The following is a 22,587-nucleotide window of genomic DNA, read 5'->3' as shown; positions in this document are numbered from 1 at the left end:
CAGCGCCGAGGACAGAGCCGAGTCGGCTCGGCTCTCACCGGGTGGCAGCCACGACGTGATCCCGAGACCGACCCAGGGTTGGAAGCATAGGCACCGGGCGATACATACGCTATATTTCGTTACGTGCGTAACATAACCCTGAACGTCCTCGCCAGCACCGCCCTGGCACTTGTCCTGACCGCCTGCGGAGATGATGAAGGATCCCCCGACGCGGCTGAGGCGTCTGCTGGCGCCTCACTCGGCGATGCGCAGGTCAAGGCGATCACAGCAGCCGAGATCTGCGACAACCTCACGCCGGACGAGGTGAGTGACGCGATCGGGCTCGAGGCAACGAGCGCACGCGCCGACGACGATGCCACCCCCCAGTGCCTCTACGACCTGACCGGATCGGATGGCGCACTCGTCGGGTTGGTCGTCGCCGGCATGCGACCCGAGTCCGAGGTCGGCGGCAAGACCGGTGACGCTGCCTTCGACTACGTGCTCGACCTCAATCGGAGCTACGCAGGCGAGAGCGGCCTGGAGGAGAGCACGGTGGCCGCAGGGGACCGCGCAACTCACCTCAAGGGCGCCTCCCTCCACTTCGGCCTGGTGGCGACCGGCGGTCATCTGATCACCGTCGCACTCCCGGTCGCCGACGCAGACGATGCGGCCTTCGAAGCCCTGCTCGCGGCTGTGGGCTCAGAACTGGGCTGACTCCGCGTCAACGAAGGACTACGGCACACTGGCAGCGTGGCACGCCCCCGCGATACCCGGATCGACGACCGCGTGGTCGCAGCTTGGCGCGCGCTTGCCGATGAGTTGCCGTACGACGACATCACAATGGAGGCGGTCGCGGAACGCGCCAGGGTCGGCAAACCATCTCTCTACCGCCGCTACCCGAACAAGGCCCGACTCGCCTTCGCTGCCAGCATCCAGCAGTCAGTGCCCGTGACGGCAGTCGACACCGGCTCCTTGCGGAATGACCTTCTGGAGCACGTCGCAGCCCTCGCCCGCTCGCTCGACCTCACCCCTCGATCCGCATGGGCAGACCAGCTCGCCACTGCCATCGCCGACCACGACTTCGCAGGCGTGCTGTCCCGCTTCGACGAACAGCCCTTGCAGACCGTCCTCGGATCGTGGGACCGGGCCCTCGCGCGCGGCGAGGTGAAAGCGACCGTCGACGCACGCACAGCACTCAACGACCTCGCCGGCACCCTGATCTTCCACGTGCTCGTGCGCCACCTGGACGCCGACACGACCTACCGAACGCTGCTCGTGGACCGGTTCCTCCACGGCGTGTGCGCCGAGTGAGACCGTTCCCCGCCGACGGCCTTGCCAGGGGGCGACACCTCCACTAGTTTCGTTACGATCGTTTCATAATGATCGTAAGCCCACGTGCTCCCGAGGAGGAAAGTCGACCGATGAATCGTCTGAAGACCGTGATCGTGGTCTGCGCCGTCGCACTCGGCCTGGTCGCAGGCATCGACTACACCGCAGCCGCAGCCACCGGCAAGAGCATCATCGCCGGCAAGCTCACCAAGACGAAGAAGCAGACCACTCTGGCCTCCCCCAAGGCCAAGTCCGAGACCCTGTTCCTCAAGTCCCGCCCGGGCTTCGCACCACTCAAGGTGAACTCTTCGACCAGGGTGACGAACCTCAACTCCGACCAGGTCGACGGACTGCACGCGACCGATCTGCAGACGACGGCCTACCAGCGGACCAACACCACGGCGAGTAGCTCCGGTGGGGCCAACATGCTCTCCTACACCCTGCCCGCAGCACCCGCCGGCAACTACCTCGTCACCGTCGATGCCAGCCCTACCGCACCACACCCATCGCCGGAGGCGACCACGACTTCGCCTGCGGCTACCACGCAATTGGCAACAGCTCCCCTCAGGTCTGCGTGGCCTCACCACCACCCGGGTGATCGATCCCTCGCTCACGGGACTCACCATGTCCTTCACGCTGCAGGGCGCTCCCGCCGGTTGGCGCGTTCTCTGCCAGTTCACCGATTCCGGAGCCTGGTCCAACACCCCGTCGCGACCCACGGTGATCACTCTCATCCCCTTGGACCGCGTCGTCCGCAACTGACGGGCTGCCTACCTGGGCGCTGCCTCCACGATGGTCAGGATCAGGTCATCGTCGACCGAGAAGCGCCCGGTCACGCTCGGCTCGATGTCCTCTTCTCCCGCACGCTCTGCCGTCTGGACGGTCATCATGTTCACGCCGTTCACTCGCTCCACAGTCACGACCTGCCCGCCGGCGGTGAAGTGCTCGGAGGCGCTTCTGGTGATGACGTGGGTGACCCACTCATAGGTCGAGCTCGTGCCCACGACCGGCCACGAGCAGAGAGTCCTGGAGTCGTCGCCGAGGAGATGGACCACGCCGGGTCGGCGATAGTCCGGGATGGGCGCCTGTCCGCCGGAAGCGCAGCGCTCCATCGTCAGCACCACAGACACCACATGCCCGTCCGTGTGCGTACGCATCGCCACGATCGTCCTTTCGGCAAGCCAACAGAGCCGCCGACCAGACTTCCCGGCACACCGCACCCGAGCCTACCGCACCGTGCGACGCCGCTTGGCCCGGCCAGCGACCAATCGCTCGTCGTCCGGTGCCCCGCCGATGACCTCGGCCAGATCAGACAGAGCTCCTCAACCCCGGGCTCGCAGATGTACTGCTTGAGTTGCATCTAGCGGGACATCTACTGGTGCAATGCGCTCCGACGAGGATCAAGACGTCATCCTCCGCCTCGACCATCGGCTCCTGGGACGAAGAGGTTTCGCAGCTCGTTCAGGGAAGCGACCGCTTCCCGAGAGAAGGGCCCAGGCTGTCACCGGCAGCAAGCTTGGCGACCCGCCCTCGTGGTCGTTCGAACTCGCGGAGGTGGGTGCGCAGGCGGCGGTCGATGTCCGGGGTCGCGGCGGCGAAGTCCTCGTTGCTGGTTCCAGCAGTTCTTGGACTCCGTAAAGGTACGCCTGCGTCGGCCAGGGTCGGGCACCTGATGGGTTCCGCGACGGCGGCGGGTAGCGCCGATGGCTCCCAGGGAGCGCAGGCCCACAGCGGTTGGCCCGGTAGTTGATCGCGTGCGGAGCGAACCGGTGCCCCGCGCCGTGCCGCGAGAGGAACGCCACCCGACGACCTCCGATCACCCCCCACGGTGATCGGGGCCGAGGGCTGGCCGAAAGGCGTCCACACGTCATGCTCAAGGCCGTCCTCGATGAACGAGTAGAAGCCAGTGCCCCCGATCACCTCGATCTCGGCAGCCACCGCCGACCCAGCATCGCACGAGATCATCGCCCTCGGCCGACACCGGCCCCACGCCTAACCCCGTCGCAGCACCACCTTGAACGTGTCCTGGCTCGTGTTCCCGGCTTGGTCCACCGCGGTGATGCTGAGTACGAGCTTGATCTTGCCGCGCTTGCTGCCGAGCACCCGTCGCACCAGCTTCTTGGTCTTGGACCCCTTGAACTTGAGCGCAAGCGGCTGGCTTCGGCCCGCGGCCAAGGTCGTCGCGGTCTCCTTCAACGTCAGCTTGACGTTCTTTTTCGTGCCCGGCGGACCCTTCTTGATCCTCGCCTTGCCCTTCAGGCCCGCTGTCACCGTGCAGATCTCATCGCACGAGGCGTTGATCACGACACGCTTCTTGTTCGTCTGCTTCTTGGCCCCGTCGACCCTCAGCCGGGGAGCGGTGTGGTCTCCGTCCCCGGGGTTACCCGGCCCTCCCGGGCCCGCGGGGTTGCTCGGTGCGAAGGAGGACAGGTAGACCTGATCGCCGCTGTTCGCGATCCACGCCGCGAAGGCATGACCGTCGGCGGCTGCCACGACCATCGGTGAGGCGACGATCCCCTGATCGGTCGAGAGCACCACCGGCGTGGTCCAGACCCCGGCGGCACCGGGTGAGCGCTCGGCGGCGACCACCTGCTGATTGACGCCGTCGGTTCTCTCATAGACGAGGTAGCCGTTGCCGGCAGCATCGAGGTCGAAGCTGAAGTCGCCCTGGTAGGTCTCTCCGCTGCTGATCACCTCGACGGGGCCCCAGGTGGTCTGGCCGGCGGGGCGGAACCGGGCCAGCATCGAGTCGGTGCCCGTGGTGTCGTGCCAGACCACAACCGCGTTGCCGGCGGCGTCGGTGCGCACCCGCGGCCATACGCCGTCCTCGGAGCCGTCGGGATCATCGAGCCGGACCTCCTGACTGCTCAGGTCCGTGCTGCCGCTCAGCGCGCGCCCCTTGGAGATGTCGAGGGCGTAGACCCCACCGCCGGTGTGATGGTGGTAGGTCATCAGCACGTCGCCATTGGGGAGCCGGTCGTTACTCGGCAAGATGCCGTTGAGCTGCCCACCACAGGTGTAGCGGATCGGTCCTCCCCCGCTGCCGGTGCCGTCGTTCTCCATCACCATGGCGTGGATGTAGTAGCAGGGGCCCAACTCGAAGCCGTTCGATCCCAGAAACACCGAGCCATCCGCGGCGACCGACACCTCAGTGTTTCGGGGCTCACGCGGGTTGGCGTGCAGATCGGCGCCCGCGCTCCACGTGTTCGCCGCTGGATCCACCAGGACCCGGCCCTCGATCGCCTCGGCCAAGGTGCTGTAGCTGGGCGGCGTGTAATAGTCGCGCTCGAAGAGGAGCATCCCCGTGCCCTGCTCGTTGACCGCCACAATCGGGTCCTGAGCGGACGGCGGGGCGGACGGGCTGGTGTGACCGTCACCCTCGAACTCGGCAGGCGACGAGAACGCGCTCGCGGAACCGGCCTTGCTGGCGGCGTACACCGTCTCGTCGCTGGTGTTGGACTCCCAGGCGAGGACACCGACCGAGTTCCCACCGATGGCGACGTCGGGGTCGTCGTAGTCACCGGCGAAGATCTGCGGAGCGCCGGGCGAGCTTCCGGCCGTCTTGATCACGGCGACGATGTCGTCTTCGGCGTCGACAACCCAGGCGGCGGTGAAGTCGCCGAGGGCGTTGGCATCGATCTCGAGGCCACGGGCACCGCCCGTCGCGGGAGTGGAGAGCTCTACGGGCGCCGACCAATCGCCCGAGGAGGAGACGAACGCGAACTCCGCTGCACCCCGCGGTGGATCTCCGGCACTCACAGACAGGGCGGCTGTGGTGGCGAGTGCCAGCGCCATGCCTCCGCTGGCCGGCCTCGGAGCAACGAATCTCATCAGTGTGGACCTCTCCGGTCCTGCGATGCCCGCACCGGGCCCGCGCAGAACCACTTCGACAGTGTTTCTGGCCGCGTTCCCAGCCCGGGCCCGCCGCGGCGAAATGTGGGGCATGACAGTACGGCCCATCCCTAACGCCTCGCTAACACGCACCGGCAACGACTCTCTCACCAGCACCGACCGCGACGTCTTGGTCGCCTGTGCCCGGTCCCCAGCCCTACCGGTGGCGGTAGACGTCGGGCACGCCGTCCTGGTCGTCGTCGCGCTCCTCCAGCTCGTGGACGCGGCGGTACACGCGGTTGCGGAGCCGGAGCACGGCGGCCGCGAGAACGACCGCGGTCAGGGAGCCCAGGAGGACGCCGACCTTCACGTGCTCGTCGCGCTCGCTGCCTTGGCCGAACGCCAGCTCACCGATGAGGAGGGACACGGTGAACCCGATGCCGGCGAGGAGTGACACGCCGATCACGTCGGTCCAGGCCAGGTCGTCGTCGAGTTCTGCGTGGGTGAACCGCGCCAGGAGGAAGGTCGAGCAGGCGATTCCCACGGTCTTGCCGACGACGAGGCCGGTGACGATGCCCAGGGCCACAGGGTCGCGCAGCGACTCCAGGAGCCCGCTCAGCCCGCCGACGGTCACACCGGCGGCGAGGAAGGCGAAGATCGGGACCGCGAAGCCTGCCGACAGCGGCCTGACGATGTGCTCCAGGTGCTCGGCGAGCCCCGGGCCGTCGTTCCCGTCGCGCCGCAGCACGGGCACCGTGAAGCCCAGCAGGACCCCGGCGACGGTGGCGTGCACGCCCGACTCGTGCATCAGCACCCACGCCACCACGGCGAGCGGGATCAAGAGCCACGGGGAGCGGATCCGGCGCTGGACCAGGACGGCGAAGGCCGCGACGGGGAGGATGGCGAGCAGCAGGTACGCCGGCCGGAGCTGGTCGGTGTAGAAGAGGGCGATCACCGTGATCGCGAGGAGGTCGTCGACGACGGCGAGGGTGAGCAGGAAGGTGCGCAGACCGGAGGGCAGGTGGGTGCTGATGACGGCCAGGATGGCGACCGCGAACGCGATGTCGGTGGCGGTGGGGATCGCCCACCCGCGCAGATCGCCGTTGGGCCCAAGGTTCCACAGCACGAAGATGAGCGCGGGCGCCGCCATGCCTCCTACTGCGGCCACGATGGGCAGTGCGGCTCGCCGGGGGTCGCGCAGGTCACCAGCCACGAACTCGCGCTTGAGCTCCAGACCGACCACGAAGAAGAAGATCGCGAGCAGGCCATCGGCGGCCCAGGTGCCGAGGGTGAGGTCGAGATGGAGGGAGGATGGACCGACAACGGTGTCGCGCAGGCGCTCGTAGGCGCCCGCCCAGGGCGTGTTCGCCCAGGTGATGGCCACGACGGCGCCGATGATCAGCAGGATCCCGCCGGTGGTCTCCGCGCGGAGCACGTCCGCTATCCGCGATGCCTCCGGCCACGAGCCTCGGGAGAACAGACGATTCTGGCGGTCCTGCGGCATGGTCATGGCACTCCTGGGGTCGACTCGACGAGAGCCGACCAGACTTCCCGGCACACCCAGACCGTCAGGCTATCGCGACCTCCCTGCCGCCACGCGGCAGGGAGGAGGGCTCGATCCGTCAGCGCGACGGCGGCCTGCTCGGTCGCTGTCCGGGGTCGTCGCGCCGCAACCGGAGGCGGACGTCGTCCGAGCGCCGACGCGCCTTGCGATCCAGGATCGCCGAGGGACTCAGGAAGCCACTCATCCATCCGGCGCAGGCACCGATGAGGGGTTCGACACGTCTTGGCAGCACCCTGAGCTCCGATCGTCGGTGATCCTCGAACCGAACGCCGACCAGACTTCCCGGCACACCACTGTCAGCATATCCGTGAGGTGATGGCCGGCCCGGACGCACACGGCCCACGAGGGCGGACCGGCGCAGGGCGAGACCGCCGGAGCGTCGGTTCGGCGGTCGCCGGCTCATCTCCTACTCTTGGGCGAGTGTGGCGGCGTCGAGGAGCGGGGGGACCGCGGGCCACCGAGCAGGCGCGCTACCGCGCGTTGCGGCCCGCTCGTACCATCTTCGTCGCCTTCGCCGGTTCCGCGACGCTCGGCACGGCCCTGTTGATGCTGCCCGTCTCCCACACCGGCGCCACCGAGGCGGCCTCGTTCATGGAGGCGCTGTTCACCGCGACGTCGGCCCTGTGCGTCACCGGGCTGGTGACCGTCGACACCCCCCAGCACTGGACGGGCTTCGGTCAGGCCGTGATCCTCGGTCTGATCCAGATCGGCGGGTTCGGCGTGATGACGTTCGCCTCGGTCGTGGGCCTCGCGGTCGTACGTCGGCTGTCCTTCCGGTCCCGGCTGAGCGCGGCCGCCGAGACCAAGAGTCTCGGCCTCGACGACGTCCGTTCGCTGGTCGTCGGCGTCGTACGCATATCGCTCACGGTCGAGGCGGTCGTCGCCGTGATCCTGACCGCGCAGTTCTGGCTACGGTACGACGAGTCGTTCGGCCGCGCCCTGTGGCTGGGGGTCTTCCATGCGGTCTCGGCGTTCAACAACGCCGGCTTCGCGCTGTTCAGTGACAGCATGATCGGCTACGCGACGGACCCCTTGATCTGCCTGCCGCTGTGCGCGGCCATCATCCTCGGCGGCCTCGGCTTCCCGGTCATCATGCAGCTGCGGCGACACCTCCGCCGGACGCGGCTGTGGACGATGAACACCCGACTCGTGGTGGCGGGCACGGTGGCCCTGCTCGCCGGCGGCACGGTCTTCATCACCGCCCTGGAGTGGGGGAACCCCTCCACGCTGGGTGGAATGGCGCCGCACGACAAGCTCTTGGTCGGCTTCTTCCACTCCGTTCAGACCCGGACAGCGGGGTTCAACAGCGTCGACATCTCCGGGATGGACTCGGCCACGTGGCTGGGCATGGACATCCTGATGTTCATCGGCGGCGGCCCCGCGGGAACCGCCGGCGGCATCAAGATCACCACCTTCGCGGTCCTCCTGTTCATCATCGTGACCGAGATCCGCGGCGAGGGCGCGGTCAACGTCTTCGGCAAGCGGTTATGGAAGATCGTCCACTCGGCCTGCTCGGGCTTCATGTTCTTCAGCCGGTCACGGATGACCTCGGCAGCGAACTCAGGTACGGCGATGCTCCGGATCGAGGCGTCGGTCTTCGGGTGTGGCTGGCGATAGGTGCCCCTGCCCTTGCGGTAGACCACGGTCCCTCGTACATGGGCCGCCATCCCGCGCGGGCGGTCTTCGATGTCGATCGGGCGCAGGGCAAGGATCTCGCCGGGGCGGACTCCGGTGCCGAGCAGGACCTCGAGCGCGTCACGGACCTGACCGTCGGGCTTCGGGCCGGGGGTGCCCGGCGCCATCCGCCACGTCCCGGCCGCATGCCTGATCGCGGCCACCTGATCCAGGGTGAGTGCCTGGGGTGAGCCCTTGGGCTTCTTGAGCGGCGACGTGCCCTCGACCGGGTTGCGGGTCATGGCGTCGTGGCGCATGGCGAACCCGAACAGCTGGTTGAGCAGCGTCCGGGAGTGCTTCGCGCGGGAGTAGGACACCGCGTACTCGGCCTTCAAGAACACCTCGCACCGGCCAGTGGTGATCTCGCCGATGGTGTAGTTCTCGAAGAACGGCCGGATGTGAACGCGCAGATCGTCGCTGTAGTTGTCCTTCGTCCCGTCCGAGATGTCGCGCCCCTCGAGCTCAGCCAGCCACAGCTCAGCCAGATCCGGGAACGGGCTGGCCACGCTCAACACAGCGCCGCTGCCGTAGCCGGTACGACGCTTCAGACGCTCCTGGAGCTCATTGCGAGCAGCACTGTCCGACGCGCTGGTGGCCTTGACCTCACGCAGCTGGCCATCGAGGTCACGCACCCGCGTGCGCGCCCGGTAGTGGCGCCGGGCAACCCGCCTGACCTGGATGACGCCGTGCGCCCCGATCGGGGTCCGGGGACGCCCGCTCATCGTCCCGGCCCCGCGTGACGTTCGGCGTCCTCCTCCTCGAGCCGGGCCAGCCAGGCCTCGATCTCTGAACGCCGGAACCGCAACTGCCGCCCAACCCGGAACCCGGTCGGGCCCCGGCCCTGGCTGCGCAGGTCGTACAACGCCTGCACCTTCACCCCGAGCTGGGCAGCCAACTCCTGCAGCGAGAGCGCTGGCTCGATGGCCTCAGCGCCGGCCTTGCCGACGAGGGACGTGCCCTGAACCGTGCCGATGCCAGGGGCGATGACGGCGTCGATGGACGTGTCGGTCGTGGTGCCGCTGGAACGCATACCCGGAAGGTGTGCGAAGACCACCGAGGCCCACCGAGCGGACCCCAGCCCGGACGATGCCGTATCGACATCCGAGAGGATTGTGGTGCTTTTCTGGTGCCAGACCATCGTCTGAACCCTTCGATTGGGTTCGGACCATCGCCCTGACCTGCGGTTTCGGTGGAGCTGAGGGGACTCGAACCCCTGACCCTCTGCATGCCATGCAGATGCGCTACCAGCTGCGCCACAGCCCCGAACTCGCTGCTCCACCCGGGGGCGAGGCAACGACGGGAATACTAGCCAAAGCATCCCAGCGAGGTGAAATCGGGGTGCGTCACAGGTTGTAGGCGGCCAGCGCCCACTCGCCGGTCGATCGCTCCTCGAGCAGGGCCCGGCCGCAGTTGTCGAGTCCACGGAGGTCGCGGGCGACGGCCGGCGGCCAGCCGAGGAAGCGGGTCAGGCCGGTCCTGGTGGCGGCGCCGTGGGAGACCGCGACGGCCGTCTCCCCCGGAGCGAGTACGGCGACCAGGTCGGTCAGCGCGGCGGCGTACCGTTCGGCGACCTGGTGGGCGGTCTCGGCGCCGGGGACGCCGTCCCAGTCGCCGCGGCGGAACCGGGCGAGGGCGTCGGGGTCGCGGGCGCCGATCTCGGCGTGGGTGAGGCCCTGGTAGGTGCCGAGGTGGAACTCGCGCAGCCGCTCGTCGTACGTCGGGACCAGGCCGGCCTCCTTGGCGACCTCGTCGGCGGTGTGGCGTGCGCGGGCGAGGTCGCTGGACCAGACCTGGGCGGGGTGGAGCGCGGCGATCAGGGGGCGACGGCGCGGGCCTGGGCGAGGCCGGTGTCGTCGAGCTGGACGTCGGTCTGGCCCTGCACGCGCTGCTCGGCGTTCCAGGCGGTGCGGCCGTGGCGCAGCAGCACCAGCCGGCGGGGGGCGCTCATGCCGTGGGGCCGTGGACCTCGGCGGGCAGCTCGATGGCCGGGCAGTCGCGCCAGAGCCGCTCGAGGGCGTAGAACTCGCGCTCCTCGGCGTGCTGGACGTGGATCACGACGTCGCCGTAGTCGAGCAGCACCCAGCGGCCGTCGCGGTGGCCCTCGCGGCGGATCGGCTTGGCGTCGAGCTCGCGGAGCTTGTCCTCGATCTCCTCGACGATGGCGCGGACCTGGCGGTCGTTCGCGCCGGTGGCGAGCAGGAAGGCGTCGGTGATGGCGAGCTGCTCGCTGACGTCGAAGGCGAGCTGGTCGGTCGCGAGCTTGTCCGCGGCGGCGAGGGCGGCGGCGTGGACGAGCCGGACGGCGTGGTCGGTGGCGGTCATGGGGTCTCCGTTCCGGAGGCGGCCGGGTAGAGGCCGTGCTTGGTGATGTACTGGACGACGCCGTCGGGGACGAGGTACCAGACCGGCTGGCCGGCACGCTGTCTCTCGCGGCAGTCGGTGGACGAGATCGCCAGCGCCGGGATCTCGACCATGGTGACCCGGTCGTGCGGGATCCGGGCGAGGGTGGCCGGGTCCATCTCCGACCCGGGCCGGGTGCAGCCGACGAAGTGCGCCAGCTCGAAGAGCTCGTCGACGTCGCGCCAGCTGAAGATGTCGGTCAGCGCGTCGGCGCCGGTGATGAAGTACAGGTCGGCGTCGGGACGCTGGGCGTGCAGGTCCCGCAGCGTGTCGGTCGTGTACGTCGGCCCGTCGCGGTCGATGTCGACCCGGCTGACCGTGAACCGCGGGTTGGCGGCGGTGGCGATCACCGTCATCAGGTAGCGGTGCTCGGCGGGCGAGACCTGCCGGTCGGCCTTCTGCCACGGCTGCCCGGTGGGCACGAAGACGACCTCGTCGAGGTCGAACCAGCCCTGGACCTCCGACGCGGCGACGAGGTGGCCGTGGTGGATGGGGTCGAAGGTTCCGCCCATCACCCCGAGCCGGGTCCGGCGGGGCGCGTCCGTCACCGGCTCACCAACGTTCGAACTCAGCTGTGGTCGCGGCCGCCGCCGAACCACACCAGGCCGAGCAGCAGCAGGAGGAGGAAGGCCAGCACGATGCCGCCGATGAACCACGGGCTCACGGCGGCCTCGCCACCCTCCTCCGCGGCGCGGACGACGGCGAGGGCGGGCTGGCTGATCTGGCTGAGCATGGCGGCATCGTATCCAACCGACGGCCCGATCCCCGCCCCGGCGTCAGTGCACGGCGAAGTCCACTCCGAGGAAGAGCAGCGTGAACCGGACCGAGCGGCCGAGGAAGACCGTCGGGATGAACACCCACAGCGGCATCTTGAGCAGGCCGCCGACCGCGGCCATCGCGAGGAGGGGCGGGATGCCGGCCGAGGCGGCGACGAACATGATGCCGGCGGCGTACCAGGGACGGCCGTGCATCCGCGCCACCCACTTCTCGTACGACGCCCGCACCTTCGGCTTCGAGAGCTTCTTCTGGGCCCACGCCGACTCGGCTCCGCGGCGGGCGGCCTCGTACCAGATGATCTTGCCGATGGTGGCGCCCGCGCCGGCGGCGACGCCGAGGGAGATCGCGGCCGCCGCGCCGGGCTCGGCGGTGCCGGCGCCGAGGATGTAGACCTCGATGGGCAGGAAGGGGATCAGGGCGGACGCGATGCTGAAGGCGAACGTCGTCAGCCACAGGATCATGCCGCGGCGGCCTCACGCGGGGGCACCGGCACGCCCAGCTGGAGCAGCCAGCGCAGCGACACGCACTTGAGGACCAGCAGCCCGACCGCGATCAGGGTCCCGAGCCACACCCAGCCGCTGACGAGCAGGATCACGGCGAAGGCCCCGGAGTTGGCGGCCTTGCCGATGCGCGACCAGTTCCACAGGTAGATCCGGCGGTCGATGACGTGGAAGTAGTTGGGGCTGCGGATCGGCCAGGCGAGGAAGGCGAGCGAGAGATACAGGTCGATGACCATGAACTCGAAGAGGTAGATCGCGATCGGGATCCCGATCCACCTCATCGGCTCGTCGCTGATCCAGCCGCCGGGCTGCAGCCAGATCAGGCCGACGTACAGGACCCCGCAGCTGAGCCGGTCGCACATCATGTCGACGACCGCGCCCATCCGGGTCTCGCAGTCGCGCCAGCGCGCCCACTCGCCGTCGATGCTGTCGCCGACCCAGTAGCTGATCAGGCCGATGACGATCCAGGTCAGGCTCTCGTCGTACGCCGCCCACACCGCGATCGCGATCGTGATGACCGTGCGGACGAACGTGATGATGGTCGCCCCGGTGAAGAGCCGTTCGACCGAGGGATCGGCGTAGATCCGGTCCGGGGAGCCTGCCATGTCGCGAAACCTACCGCGCCTCGGGAACTGTCCGGACGCCAGACCCCTGAGAGGCGTGGCCAGAGGATGGCGCCTGCTGCGCGCCACGATGCACGCGCGCTGGCGGCGTTGGCGACGTCGCCATCCCCTGGCCACGCCTCTGCGTACCGGGGATTCACCGGCCGTCCACCTCCCCCACCTAGTGTCGCCACCGTGCTCCTCCTCGCCGTGGCGTTCGCGCTCGCGAGCGCCGCGACGTCCGCGGTGTCGACCTCGACCCAGCACCTCGCCGCCCGCCGCGCCCCTGCCGTCGCCTGGCTGCTCGCGGCGACGCTCGGCCCGATCGGGTTCGCCTTCCACGTGCTCGCGCTCGACCACGGTCCGATCGGGCTCGTGCAGCCGATCGCGATCCTGGGCATCGTGCTCGCGGTCCCTCTCCGGGCGGCGCTGGCCCGGAGCCGCCCGACCCGGGCCGAGCTGGTCGCCGTGGCGGTCACCGCGCTCGCGATCGCCGCGCTGCTGCTGGCGACCGGCGCCCGCGAGGGCCCGCGCTCCCCCGCCCGGGCGCGCTGCTCGGGCCCGTGGGCGCCGGCGCGCTGGCGGCGGTCGTGCTGCTGGCGGTCGCGGGCGGCGTACCGAGCCCGGTCCGGCGGGCTTCCTGCTGGGCTGCTCCTCCGGCGTCCTGTTCGGCCTGATGTCGGTGCTCATCGAGGCCGGCCAGCTCCGCTGGGCGCTCGTCGCCTGCGGCGTCGGCGGGGTGGCGGTCAACCAGCTGGCCTACCGCGCGGCGCGCCTGTCCGCGTCGATGCCGGCGCTCAACGTGGTCAACTGCCTGCTCACGCTCGGCTTCGCGTACCTCGTCCTCGGCGAGGTGCCCCATCCCAGCATCGGCTCCGTGACCGTGTCGCTCGTCGCCGTCGTCGCGATGGCGTGGGGCCTGTGGCGGCTGGCGCGCCTCGGCCCGGAGCCGTCAGCGGACGTGGCCGTCGCCGATGACGACGTACTTGGTGGACGTCATCTCGGGCAGCCCCATCGGGCCGCGGGCGTGCAGCTTCTGGGTGCTGATGCCGATCTCGGCACCGAAGCCGAACTCGCCCCCGTCGGTGAACCGCGTGGAGGCGTTGACCAGCACCGCGGCTGAGTCGACCTCCGCCACGAATCGGCGCGCGGCGCCCTGGTCCTCGGTGACGATCGCGTCGGTGTGCCCGCTGGACCAGGTGCGGATGTGCTCCAGCGCCGCGTCGAGATCGGGTACGACGCGGGCGGCGATGTCGAGGGAGAGGTACTCCTGGGCCCAGTCCTCGTCGGTGGCCGCCAGCACGCCGTCGTACCCGGCGAAGGCGTCGTCGCCGTGGATGGTCACGCCGGCCTCCTGCAGCGCGGCGACGACCCGCGGCAGGAGCTCCTCCGCGACGTCGGCGTGCACGAGCAGCGACTCCGCGGCGTTGCACACGCTGCTGCGGTGGGTCTTGGCGTTGAGGACGATCGCGACCGCCTTGTCGAGGTCGGCGGCCCGGTCGACGTACACGTGGCAGTTGCCGACGCCGGTCTCGATCACGGGGACGGTCGAGTCGTTGACGACCGACTGGATCAGGCCGGCACCGCCGCGCGGGATCAGCACGTCGACCAGGCCCCGGGCGCGCATCAGCGCCTTGACGCTGTCGTGCGAGTCGCCGGGGACGAGCTGCACCACGTCGGGGTCGAGGCCGGACGCCGCGACGGCGTCGCGCAGCACGGCGACGATGGCGGCGTTGCTCGAGCGCGCGGAGGAGCTGCCGCGCAGGAGGACGGCGTTGCCGGATTTCAGGCAGATGCCGGCGGCGTCGGCGGTCACATTGGGCCGGGCCTCGTAGATCATCCCGACGACGCCGAACGGGACCCGCACCTGGCGCAGCTCCAGGCCGTTGGCGAGGATGCTGCCGCGCACCACCTCGCCGACCGGATCGGCCAGCCCGGCGACGTCGCGCAGTCCCTGGGCCATGCCCTCGAGCCGGTCGGCGGTGAGCCGGAGCCGATCGATGATGTTGGGCGGGGTGCCGTCGGCCTCGGCGCGGGCGACGTCCTCGGCGTTGCCGGCGAGGATCTCGTCGGCGCGCGCCAGCAGGGCGTCGGCCATGGCGTGCAGGGTGGCGTCCTTCTCGGCGCGCGTCGCCAGCGCCAGCGAGCGGCTGGCGACCCGGGCGCGCTGGGCGACCTCGCGGACCTCGACCTCGGCAGTCATGGGTCAAGGATAGGAGCGTGCCGCCCGGTCACGCACAGGGGCGGCTCCTCGGCTGCGGACCCGGCTTGTGGGTGATCCGCTTGCTGCCGTACATCCGCTGCCACTGCGCGTCGTACGCCGCGACCGCGACGGGATCGCGGATCTCGAAGGTCACCTCGTCGCTGCTGAGGCCGGGCGGCGACCAGTTCTCCGAGCCGGTCCACACGACCTGGCCGGGGATGCCGCGGAAGGTGCCGTTGACGGTGACGTACTTCAGGTGGGAGTAGCAGCGCGACCCGTGGACCATCTCCTTCCCGCTCGTCGACAGCTTCTGCCCCCAGTCCCAGTCGGCGATCCGGATCGGGATGCCCGCCTTCTGCAGGATGCGTACGACGGGGCCGCTGACGACCGAGCCCACCACGGCGATGTCGCAACCCTCCCGGCGCATCGACGCCAGCTCGCGGGCGAGCGCCTCGCCGCGACCCGCGTACCAGGCGTACATGTTGACCCGCACCACCGTGTGCCCCTTGCCGTCGCCGGTGCCGGCGGGAGCCACGCAGTCGACCTTCCGCAGCCGCTTGAGCTGCGGGTCGTTGGTGTCCTTGCCCGCCTTGCCCGCCCTGTGGAGCAGCACCTGGCTGCGGCCCTGGCCGAAGAGCCGCTGGAAGTCGATGCCGACGACATCGCTGCGGTACTCCAGGTGCCGCGGCTTGACCGCCTTGTCGCGCTTGAGCTGGTTGAAGACCGTCGACCAGGCGTCGTAGAGCGCGTCGTCGTCGTACACCGTGAAGGAGTCGTTCCACTGGCCGGCGGCGGCGCCGTACCCGATATTGCTGGAGCTGCTGATGACGACCGATCGGGCCGCGCCGGCCTGGCTGAAGGAGTGGACCTTCATGTGCAGGTTGCCGACCCGCGAGCCGTTGCGGCAGGCGGCCTTGCAGATGACCAGGAAGCTGCCGGCCTTGCGGTTCCGGCCGAGCTTGGCCTGCAGCCCGCGGATCACCTTGCCGACCAGGTTGTCGTTGACGACGATCTGCACGTTGACCCCGCGCTTGTGCGCCTTGACCAGCAGCCGGGCGGTGTCGCGGCGGTCGATGTTGTACGTCGCGATCCGGATCGTGGCGCCCGGCGGGGTGTGCTTGATCGCCTTGTTGACCTGCCGGATCACCTTGGTCCGCTTCTTCACCCCGCCCATCGGGTTGTTGAAGACCGGTCCCGCCCTCGGCAGCCAGGGGTCCTCGGGGATGCGGGCGGGTGCCGGTGCCAGCGCCGGGGTGTCGGCCGGGGTGTCGGCCGGGCCGGTCGGGGCGGCGGGGGTGGCCGGGGCCGCGGGGACCGGTCCGCCGACGAGGGCGGCCAGCAGGAGGACGACGATGGCGACGGTCTTCACTCGAAGAACACTAAACCAATGGACTTAGAGGTTCCGCCAGTAGGTGGCGTCGTCGCGAGCGTCGCGAGGCGCGTGCGATGGCAAAGGCCACTTCGTTCAGACCTGGACGCGAAGGCAGGCTGGATCGCCTTCCGAGCGGCCGCAACGCCGCCAGCGTGCGTGCATCGCGGCGCGCAGCAGGCGTCACCTACGGGCGGAACCTCTCAGTGTCTCCGATTCGGCGGGTGTCCGCCCCGGTCATTCCTCGTCGAGCTCGCGCAGCGCCTGCGCGGCAAGCGTGTCCCCGCCGGCGGCGGCGAGGCGGAAGTGCTCGACGGCGGCGTCGGTGTCCCCCGCTCGTCGAGCAGCACGGCCAGGTTGTGGTGGGCGTGGGCGTCGCCCAGCTCGGCGCCTGCGCGGTAGGCGGCCTCGGCGGCGGCCTCGTCGCCGAGGACGTCGGCGTACAGGTTCCCGAGCGGGAGCATGCTCTCGACCTCACCCAGCAGCATGCCCCGCTCCAGCACCGCGCGCCCCTCGTCGACCCGATCGGTCCGGATCAGCAGCTCGGCGAGGTCCCCGCGGGCCGAGGGGAAGTGCTCGGCACCGGCGCGGAGGTCGGGCTCGAGCGCCGGGTCCCACGACGTGCACCAGCGCCAGCAGGCGACGACCGCGGCCGCGGTCCGGTCGCCGGTGGCCGCGGACCGCTCGGCGGCGGCGAGCGCCGCGTCGCGGTCGCCCAGCTCCCGGAGGGCGAAGGCGAGCGCGAGCGGGTCCTCGAGGTCGAACGCCCCAGCCGCGGCGCCGAGCTCGTCCGCATCGTCGCCGGCGTCGGCCGCGCGGGGCGGTCGCTCCTCCTCACTCATCCGCAGATGATCTCGCAGTGGGCGCCTCGCGGCGACCCCGCACGCGGCGCGAGAACGTGTTGCAATTGGGCAGAGACTGCACGTCTCGGGCCGGAATTGTTGCGGTTTGGGACCAAACCGCAGTGTTTTCGGCCGACCGGGCGTCGCGAAAAAAGGCTGCGGGACGCCGCACCGGAGTACGACGTCCCGCAGGCGGGTGAGCAGACGGACTCAGCCCTTGCGCTTCTCGATCTCGGCGGTCACGGCCGGGAGGACGCTGTGGAGGTCGCCCACGACGCCGAAGTCGACGAGCTCGAAGATCGGGGCCTCCTCGTCCTTGTTGACGGCCACGATGGTCTTCGAGGTCTGCATGCCGGCGCGGTGCTGGATGGCGCCGGAGATGCCGTTGGCGACGTACAGCTGCGGGGAGACGACCTTGCCGGTCTGGCCGACCTGGAAGGTGTGCGGCTTCCAGCCGGAGTCGACGGCGGCACGCGAGGCGCCGACGGCGGCACCGAGCGCGTCGGCGAGGCCCTCGACCGCGGTGAAGTCGCCGCCGGTGCCACGGCCGCCGGAGACCACGATCGCGGCCTCGGTCAGCTCGGGGCGCCCGGTGGCCTGGCGCGGCTGCGCGGCGACGATCTGGGCGGTCTTGGCGGCGTCGGAGATGGTCGCGGCGAACTGCTCGACGGCGCCGGCCCCGGCGCCCTCCTCCGGCGCGGCGGCGTTGGGCTTGACCGCGATGATCGGCGTGCCCTGGGTGACCTTGGCGTCGACGGTGAAGTTGCCGGCGAAGACCGACTGGGTGGTGACGATGTCGCTGCCGCTCACCTGGACGTCGACGGCGTCGGTGATCAGGCCCGAGGAGAGCTTGATCGCGAGGCGGCCGGCGATCTCCTTGCCCTCGGCGGAGGCGGGGATCAGGATCGCGGCGGGCGAGGCCTGCTCGGCGATCTGCTGCAGCACCTCGGCCTTGGGGGCCACGAGGTAGCCCTTGATCTCGGCGTCGTCGACGACGTACACCTTGTCGGCGCCGTAGCCCTTGACGGCCTCGGCCACGGCGTCGGCCTTGTCGGCGCCGCCGATGAAGACGGCCGACGGGGAGCCGATGCGCTTGGCGATCGCGAGCAGCTCGTAGGTGGGCTTGCGGACCGCGCCGTCGACGTGGTCGACCAGAACGAGAACTTCAGACATGGATCAGGCTCCTCAGATGAACTTCTTCGACGCGAGGAACTCGACCAGCGCAGTGGCGCCCGAGCCGTCCTCGTCCTTGACGATCTCGCCGGCGGTCCGCGGCGGCCGGGCGGTCACGCTCTCGACCGTGGTCCACGCGGCGTCGAGGCCGACCTCGGAGGCGTCCACGCCGATGTCGGCGAGGGTCAGCGCCTCGAGCGGCTTCTTCTTCGCGGCCATGATGCCCTTGAACGACGGGTAGCGCGCCTCGCCCGACTGGTCGGTGACCGACAGCACCAGCGGCAGGGTGCCGCCGATGACCTCGGTGGCGGTGTCGCCGTCCCGCTTGATCCGGACCTGGTCGCCCTGCGTCTCGACCACGGACGCCAGGGTGACCTGGGGCAGGCCGAGGCGCTCGGCCAGCATCGCCGGTACGACGCTCAGGCCGCCGTCGGTCGACGCGAGGCCGCCGACGATCAGCTCCGGGACGCCGATCTTCTCGATCGCCTTGGCGAGCACCAGCGACGTCGCCACGGCGTCCGAGCCGGCGATCGCGTCGTCCTGCACGTGGACGGCCTTGTCGGCACCCATCTGCAGCGCCTTGCGGACGGCGGCCTCGGCCTCGGCCGGGCCCACGGTCAGCGCGGTGACGGTGATCTCCTCGTCCGCGCGCTTCTCCTTGATCTGCAGGGCCTGCTCGACGGCGTACTCGTCGAGCTCCGAGAGGAGCCCGTCGACGCCGACGCGGTCGACGGTGTTGTCCGCCTCGAACTTCCGGTCACCCGTGGCATCGGGGACGTACTTCACAAGGACGACGATATTGGAGAGAGTCATGGTTGTGGCCGGACCGGCCCCTTCCTGTGCAACGTGAGCCCTGCCGCGTCTCGGGCAGGGAGCAACTCTGGTCCACTGAGGACAGCGTCTCGCAGGCTACCGCCCGGTCACGAACGGCGGCACCCTGGTCCACGTGGCGTCGGTCACGGGCGGATGATCCGCTCCAGCACTCGACCGACCACGAGGTAGACCACCGAGGCGAGACCGTAGTTGAACAGCGCGGTCTTCACCACGGCGTTCTTGCCCTCGAACGCCTTGACCGGGTTGTCGAGGTCGAAGAAGCCGAGGTCGAAGACGTCGGCGAGGTCGCGCGCCAGCTTGACCAGGCCGTTGTCCGGGTTGGCCTCGAGCGCGTAGGTGAACGCCGCGACGGCGAGGATCAGCGCGAAGGCCATGCACAGGATCCACACGACGCGGGCGATGTTGTCGCGCACCCGCGCGGTGACCAGCGCCCGGCTCGGCCGGGCCGGCGCGTCCGCCGCCGGGTCCGCGCCCTTCTCGGCCCTCTTGTCGTCGCTCACCGCTACCGCCCCTCGAAGGTGGCCTTGCCCGGCCCGTTCTCGATGAAGGACTGCATGCCGGTGCGGCTGTCCTCGGTGGCGAAGATCGCGGTGAAGCTGTGCCGCTCGATCTGCAGGCCGGTCTCGAGGTCGACCTCGAGACCGCGGTCCACGGACTCCTTGATCGCCCGCAGGGCGTACGGCGCGGCGGTGGCGAACGTCGACGCCCACGCCACCGCCTCGGCGTACACGTCGGCGGCCGGGACCACCCGGTCGACGAGGCCGATCGCGAGCGCCTCGTCGGCCTTCACGAAGCGACCGGTGTAGAGGAGGTCCTTGGCCTTGCTGGGCCCGACCAGGCGGGGCAGCCGCTGGGTGCCGCCGGCTCCCGGGATGATGCCGAGGAGGATCTCCGGCTGGCCGAGCACGGCGCTGTCGGCGGCGAAGCGCACGTCGGCGGCGAGGGTGAGCTCGCAGCCGCCGCCGAGGGCGTAGCCGTTGATGGCGGCGACGACCGGCTTGGGGATCCGGGCGATCGCGTTCACGGCGTGCTGCAGCTTCTCGACCCGGTCGACCATGTCGGTGTAGGACATGGACGCCATCTCCTTGACGTCGTTGCCGGCGGCGAACACCTTCTCGCCGCCCCAGAGGACGACGGCGCGGATGTCGCCGCGGTCCGTGGCCTCGGCCGCGGCGAGCGCCAGCTCGTCCTGGACCTGGATGCTGATCGCGTTCATCGCCTTGGGTCGGTCGAGCCGGATGGTCCCGACCCCGTCGGCTACCTCCAGGCGCACGAACTCCGCGGTCATCTGCTCCCTCTCGTCTCGGCTCCGGCCCCATGGCCCTGGACCCCCGTCCCGCATTCTGCCGCGCCCGCACCCGTGCGGTCACCTGAACCCGCCCATTGGGCACAATGGGGCGGGTGACCCCCGGCCTCTGGCGCACCCTCGGCGAGCGCGCACCCGTGTGGCCGGGACGCAACTGGCCGCTCGGGGCGACGTGGTCCCCCGAGTCGACGAACTTCGCGGTGTACGCGCCCGCTGCCACCGGCGTCTGGCTGTGCCTGTACGACGACGAGGCGGGCGAGCGGCGGCTGCCGCTGACCGAGCAGTCCCTCGGCATCTGGCACGGCGCCGTCCCCGACGTCTCCCCCGGCACCCGCTACGGCTTCCGGGTCGACGGACCGTGGGAGCCCGAGGACGGGCTGCGGTTCGACCCCGACACCCTGCTGCTCGACCCGTACGGCCTCGCCGTCGCCGGCACGGCCGGGGCCGCGCAGAGCGTGGTCGTCGACCCGGCGTTCGACTGGGGCGACGACGCGCCGATGCGGCGGCGCTGGCGCGACACGGTGATCTACGAGCTGCACGTCAAGGGGTTCACGAAGCTGCACGACCGGATCCCCGAGGAGCTCCGGGGCACGTACGCCGGGCTGGGGCACCCGGTCGTGACGGAGTACCTCCAGGACCTCGGCGTCACCGCCGTCGAGCTGCTGCCCGTCCAGCAGTTCTTCTCCGAGCCCGCGCTGGTGGAGCGCGGGACCGTGAACTACTGGGGCTACAACCCGATCAGCTACTTCGCCCCCGACGCGTCGTACTCCTCCTCGGGCGACCGGGGCGGCCAGGTCGCGGAGTTCAAGCAGCTGGTGCGCTCGCTGCACGCCGCCGGGCTCGAGGTGATCCTCGACGTCGTCTACAACCACACGGCCGAGGCGGGGCCCGAGGGCCCGACGTACTCCTTCCGGGGGCTGGACGACCGCGGGTTCTACCGCCGGGTCCCGTCGGAGGAGGGGTACGACGACGCGTACTGGGACGTCACCGGCTGCGGCAACACGGTGAACTCCGAGGACCCGCTGGCGCTGCGGCTGATCCTGGACTCGCTGCGGTACTGGGTGACCGAGATGCACGTCGACGGGTTCCGGTTCGACCTGATGTCGGCGCTGACCCGGACCGCGGGCGACGACGGCATCCCGGTCGACATGGCCTGCAGGCTGCTCATCGCGATCGGGCAGGACCCCGTGCTGCGGCACGTGAAGCTGATCGCCGAGCCGTGGGACACCTCGATGGACGGCTATCTCGTCGGCAAGATGCCGCCGCCGTGGGTGGAGTGGAACGACCAGTACCGCGACACGATCCGCGACTTCTGGCGCGGCCACTCCGACGGCACCCACGCCGTCGCCACCCGGCTCGCCGGGTCCTCGGACCTGTACGCCGACGACGGCCGCTCGGCGTACAACTCGGTCAACTTCGTCACCGCCCACGACGGCTTCACCGTCCGCGACCTGGTGTCGTACGACCACAAGCACAACGAGGACAACGGCGAGGACAACCGCGACGGCACCGACAACAACCGTTCGTGGAACCACGGCGTGGAGGGCGAGGCCTCCGACGCGTCGATCGTGGCGCTGCGCCGGCGGCAGGCGGCGAACCTGATGGCCACCCTGTGCCTCTCCAACGGCGTGCCCATGCTCACCGCCGGCGACGAGCGCGGGCGGACCCAGCGCGGCAACAACAACGCCTACTGCCAGGACAACGAGATCTCCTGGGTCGACTGGCGCGCCGACGGCGAGCCTGGGGCCTGGTTGGACGTCTACGAGGTGACCCGCGCGGCGCTCCGGCTCCGGCGCGAGCACCACGCGCTGCGCCAGCGGCACTGGTTCGAGGGCCGGCCCGCCATCGTCGGCGGCCCCAAGGACCTCGCCTGGCTGCACCCCTCCGGCCGCGAGATGACCGACGACGACTGGTACGACCCCGCGCTGCGGACGATCGGGATGTTCGTCTCCGGCAAGCCCCTGCGCGAGCCGGGTCCGCGCGGGGAGCAGCAGATCGACGCGTCCTTCCTGATCTGGTTCCACGCCGGCGCCGACCCGATCGACGTACACCTGCCCGACAACGACTGGGTCCGCTCCGGCACGGTCGTGCTGTCCACGGACCCCGGGCTGCCCGACGGCACCCGGGTCGAGGTCGGCGGGGTCGTGGCGATCGGCGCCCGCAGCGTGGTGGTCATGCAGGAGGCCCCCGTCTGACGCCGACCC

Annotated in this window: 22 protein-coding genes, 1 tRNA gene and 1 pseudogene; 4 read left to right on the top strand and 20 right to left on the bottom strand. The window is 70.3% G+C overall.

What is annotated here, in order from left to right:
- Positions 1-123 precede the first annotated feature (123 nt).
- Together FIV44_RS25345 and FIV44_RS25340 are read left to right on the top strand one after the other, a co-directional pair.
- Positions 124-693: a hypothetical protein gene (locus FIV44_RS25345; protein WP_141006870.1), complete on the top strand. Its 570-nt coding sequence runs from the start codon at positions 124-126 to the stop codon at positions 691-693.
- A 36-nt stretch (positions 694-729) separates the two neighbouring features.
- Positions 730-1,290: a TetR/AcrR family transcriptional regulator gene (locus FIV44_RS25340; RefSeq protein WP_141006869.1), complete on the top strand. Its 561-nt coding sequence runs from the start codon at positions 730-732 to the stop codon at positions 1,288-1,290.
- A 788-nt stretch (positions 1,291-2,078) separates the two neighbouring features.
- Here the strand turns inward: FIV44_RS25340 and FIV44_RS25335 are convergent.
- The 3 genes from FIV44_RS25335 to nhaA all read right to left on the bottom strand — a co-directional run bounded on the left by FIV44_RS25335 (position 2,079) and on the right by nhaA (position 6,649).
- The gene (locus tag FIV44_RS25335; RefSeq protein ID WP_141006868.1) at positions 2,079-2,471 is read right to left on the bottom strand and encodes a hypothetical protein; all 393 of its coding nucleotides are present in this window, start codon (positions 2,469-2,471) and stop codon (positions 2,079-2,081) included.
- A gap of 829 nt (positions 2,472-3,300) precedes the next feature.
- Complete coding sequence (locus FIV44_RS25330) at positions 3,301-5,103, bottom strand: hypothetical protein (protein WP_141006867.1); 1,803 nt, start codon at positions 5,101-5,103, stop codon at positions 3,301-3,303.
- A gap of 253 nt (positions 5,104-5,356) precedes the next feature.
- Entirely contained in the window at positions 5,357-6,649 is a 1,293-nt protein-coding gene (gene nhaA, locus FIV44_RS25325) for a Na+/H+ antiporter NhaA (RefSeq protein WP_141006866.1), read from the bottom strand.
- Between the two features lie 474 nt (positions 6,650-7,123).
- On the opposite strand from nhaA, the gene FIV44_RS25320 reads away from it, so the two are divergent.
- Positions 7,124-8,320, top strand: coding sequence for a TrkH family potassium uptake protein (locus tag FIV44_RS25320; RefSeq protein ID WP_246086611.1), 1,197 nt, complete (start codon positions 7,124-7,126; stop codon positions 8,318-8,320).
- Positions 8,321-8,724: 404 nt separating this feature from the next.
- Here the strand turns inward: FIV44_RS25320 and FIV44_RS32685 are convergent.
- The 17 genes and pseudogenes from FIV44_RS32685 to FIV44_RS25235 form a co-directional block, all read right to left on the bottom strand.
- Positions 8,725-9,099 (bottom strand): annotated as a pseudogene (locus tag FIV44_RS32685) (tyrosine-type recombinase/integrase); the annotation flags it as partial.
- Entirely contained in the window at positions 9,096-9,515 is a 420-nt protein-coding gene (locus FIV44_RS25310; RefSeq protein WP_141006863.1) for a helix-turn-helix transcriptional regulator, read from the bottom strand. The pseudogene FIV44_RS32685 and the gene FIV44_RS25310, both read right to left, overlap by 4 nt.
- Before the next feature lie 52 nt (positions 9,516-9,567).
- Positions 9,568-9,640 (bottom strand) — tRNA-Ala (locus FIV44_RS25305).
- 80 nt (positions 9,641-9,720) lie between these two features.
- On the bottom strand, positions 9,721-10,191 hold the full coding sequence (locus FIV44_RS34215; RefSeq protein WP_425465181.1) for a histidine phosphatase family protein: 471 nt from the start codon (positions 10,189-10,191) through the stop codon (positions 9,721-9,723).
- Positions 10,191-10,325 (bottom strand): histidine phosphatase family protein, encoded by a 135-nt coding sequence (locus FIV44_RS33385; RefSeq protein ID WP_141006862.1) that lies wholly within the window; start codon positions 10,323-10,325, stop codon positions 10,191-10,193. The genes FIV44_RS34215 and FIV44_RS33385 overlap by 1 nt, the downstream gene beginning before the upstream one ends.
- Positions 10,322-10,699, bottom strand: coding sequence for a ribosome silencing factor (gene rsfS / locus FIV44_RS25290; protein WP_141006861.1), 378 nt, complete (start codon positions 10,697-10,699; stop codon positions 10,322-10,324). The genes FIV44_RS33385 and rsfS overlap by 4 nt, the downstream gene beginning before the upstream one ends.
- Complete coding sequence (gene nadD, locus FIV44_RS25285; RefSeq protein ID WP_281285765.1) at positions 10,696-11,325, bottom strand: nicotinate-nucleotide adenylyltransferase; 630 nt, start codon at positions 11,323-11,325, stop codon at positions 10,696-10,698. The genes rsfS and nadD overlap by 4 nt, the downstream gene beginning before the upstream one ends.
- Before the next feature lie 20 nt (positions 11,326-11,345).
- Positions 11,346-11,510: a hypothetical protein gene (locus FIV44_RS31570; RefSeq protein WP_219996166.1), complete on the bottom strand. Its 165-nt coding sequence runs from the start codon at positions 11,508-11,510 to the stop codon at positions 11,346-11,348.
- A 43-nt stretch (positions 11,511-11,553) separates the two neighbouring features.
- Positions 11,554-12,015: a YqaA family protein gene (locus tag FIV44_RS25280; RefSeq protein WP_141006859.1), complete on the bottom strand. Its 462-nt coding sequence runs from the start codon at positions 12,013-12,015 to the stop codon at positions 11,554-11,556.
- Positions 12,012-12,659: a CDP-alcohol phosphatidyltransferase family protein gene (locus tag FIV44_RS25275; protein ID WP_141006858.1), complete on the bottom strand. Its 648-nt coding sequence runs from the start codon at positions 12,657-12,659 to the stop codon at positions 12,012-12,014. The genes FIV44_RS25280 and FIV44_RS25275 overlap by 4 nt, the downstream gene beginning before the upstream one ends.
- Positions 12,660-13,608: 949 nt before the next feature.
- Positions 13,609-14,859 (bottom strand): glutamate-5-semialdehyde dehydrogenase, encoded by a 1,251-nt coding sequence (locus FIV44_RS25270; protein WP_141006857.1) that lies wholly within the window; start codon positions 14,857-14,859, stop codon positions 13,609-13,611.
- A gap of 28 nt (positions 14,860-14,887) precedes the next feature.
- Entirely contained in the window at positions 14,888-16,228 is a 1,341-nt protein-coding gene (locus FIV44_RS25265; protein ID WP_181410818.1) for a phospholipase D-like domain-containing protein, read from the bottom strand.
- 203 nt (positions 16,229-16,431) lie between these two features.
- Positions 16,432-17,070: a hypothetical protein gene (locus FIV44_RS25255; protein ID WP_141006854.1), complete on the bottom strand. Its 639-nt coding sequence runs from the start codon at positions 17,068-17,070 to the stop codon at positions 16,432-16,434.
- Between the two features lie 210 nt (positions 17,071-17,280).
- Positions 17,281-18,243: an electron transfer flavoprotein subunit alpha/FixB family protein gene (locus FIV44_RS25250; protein ID WP_141006853.1), complete on the bottom strand. Its 963-nt coding sequence runs from the start codon at positions 18,241-18,243 to the stop codon at positions 17,281-17,283.
- Between the two features lie 12 nt (positions 18,244-18,255).
- A complete protein-coding gene (locus FIV44_RS25245; RefSeq protein ID WP_141006852.1) occupies positions 18,256-19,056 on the bottom strand; it encodes an electron transfer flavoprotein subunit beta/FixA family protein in 801 nt (266 codons plus the stop codon).
- Between the two features lie 143 nt (positions 19,057-19,199).
- Entirely contained in the window at positions 19,200-19,577 is a 378-nt protein-coding gene (locus tag FIV44_RS25240) for a hypothetical protein (protein WP_246086610.1), read from the bottom strand.
- A 2-nt stretch (positions 19,578-19,579) separates the two neighbouring features.
- Positions 19,580-20,365 carry an enoyl-CoA hydratase/isomerase family protein gene (locus tag FIV44_RS25235; protein ID WP_141006851.1) on the bottom strand — a complete coding sequence of 262 codons (786 nt, stop codon included), beginning with the start codon at positions 20,363-20,365 and terminating at the stop codon, positions 19,580-19,582.
- A 113-nt stretch (positions 20,366-20,478) separates the two neighbouring features.
- On the opposite strand from FIV44_RS25235, the gene glgX reads away from it, so the two are divergent.
- Positions 20,479-22,578: a glycogen debranching protein GlgX gene (gene glgX, locus FIV44_RS25230; protein ID WP_141006850.1), complete on the top strand. Its 2,100-nt coding sequence runs from the start codon at positions 20,479-20,481 to the stop codon at positions 22,576-22,578.
- The last annotated feature ends 9 nt before the right edge of the window (positions 22,579-22,587 follow it).

It is taken from the genome of Nocardioides humi (assembly GCF_006494775.1).
Lineage (GTDB): Bacteria > Actinomycetota > Actinomycetes > Propionibacteriales > Nocardioidaceae > Nocardioides > Nocardioides humi.
This window is presented reverse-complemented; position numbering and strand designations above follow the sequence as displayed.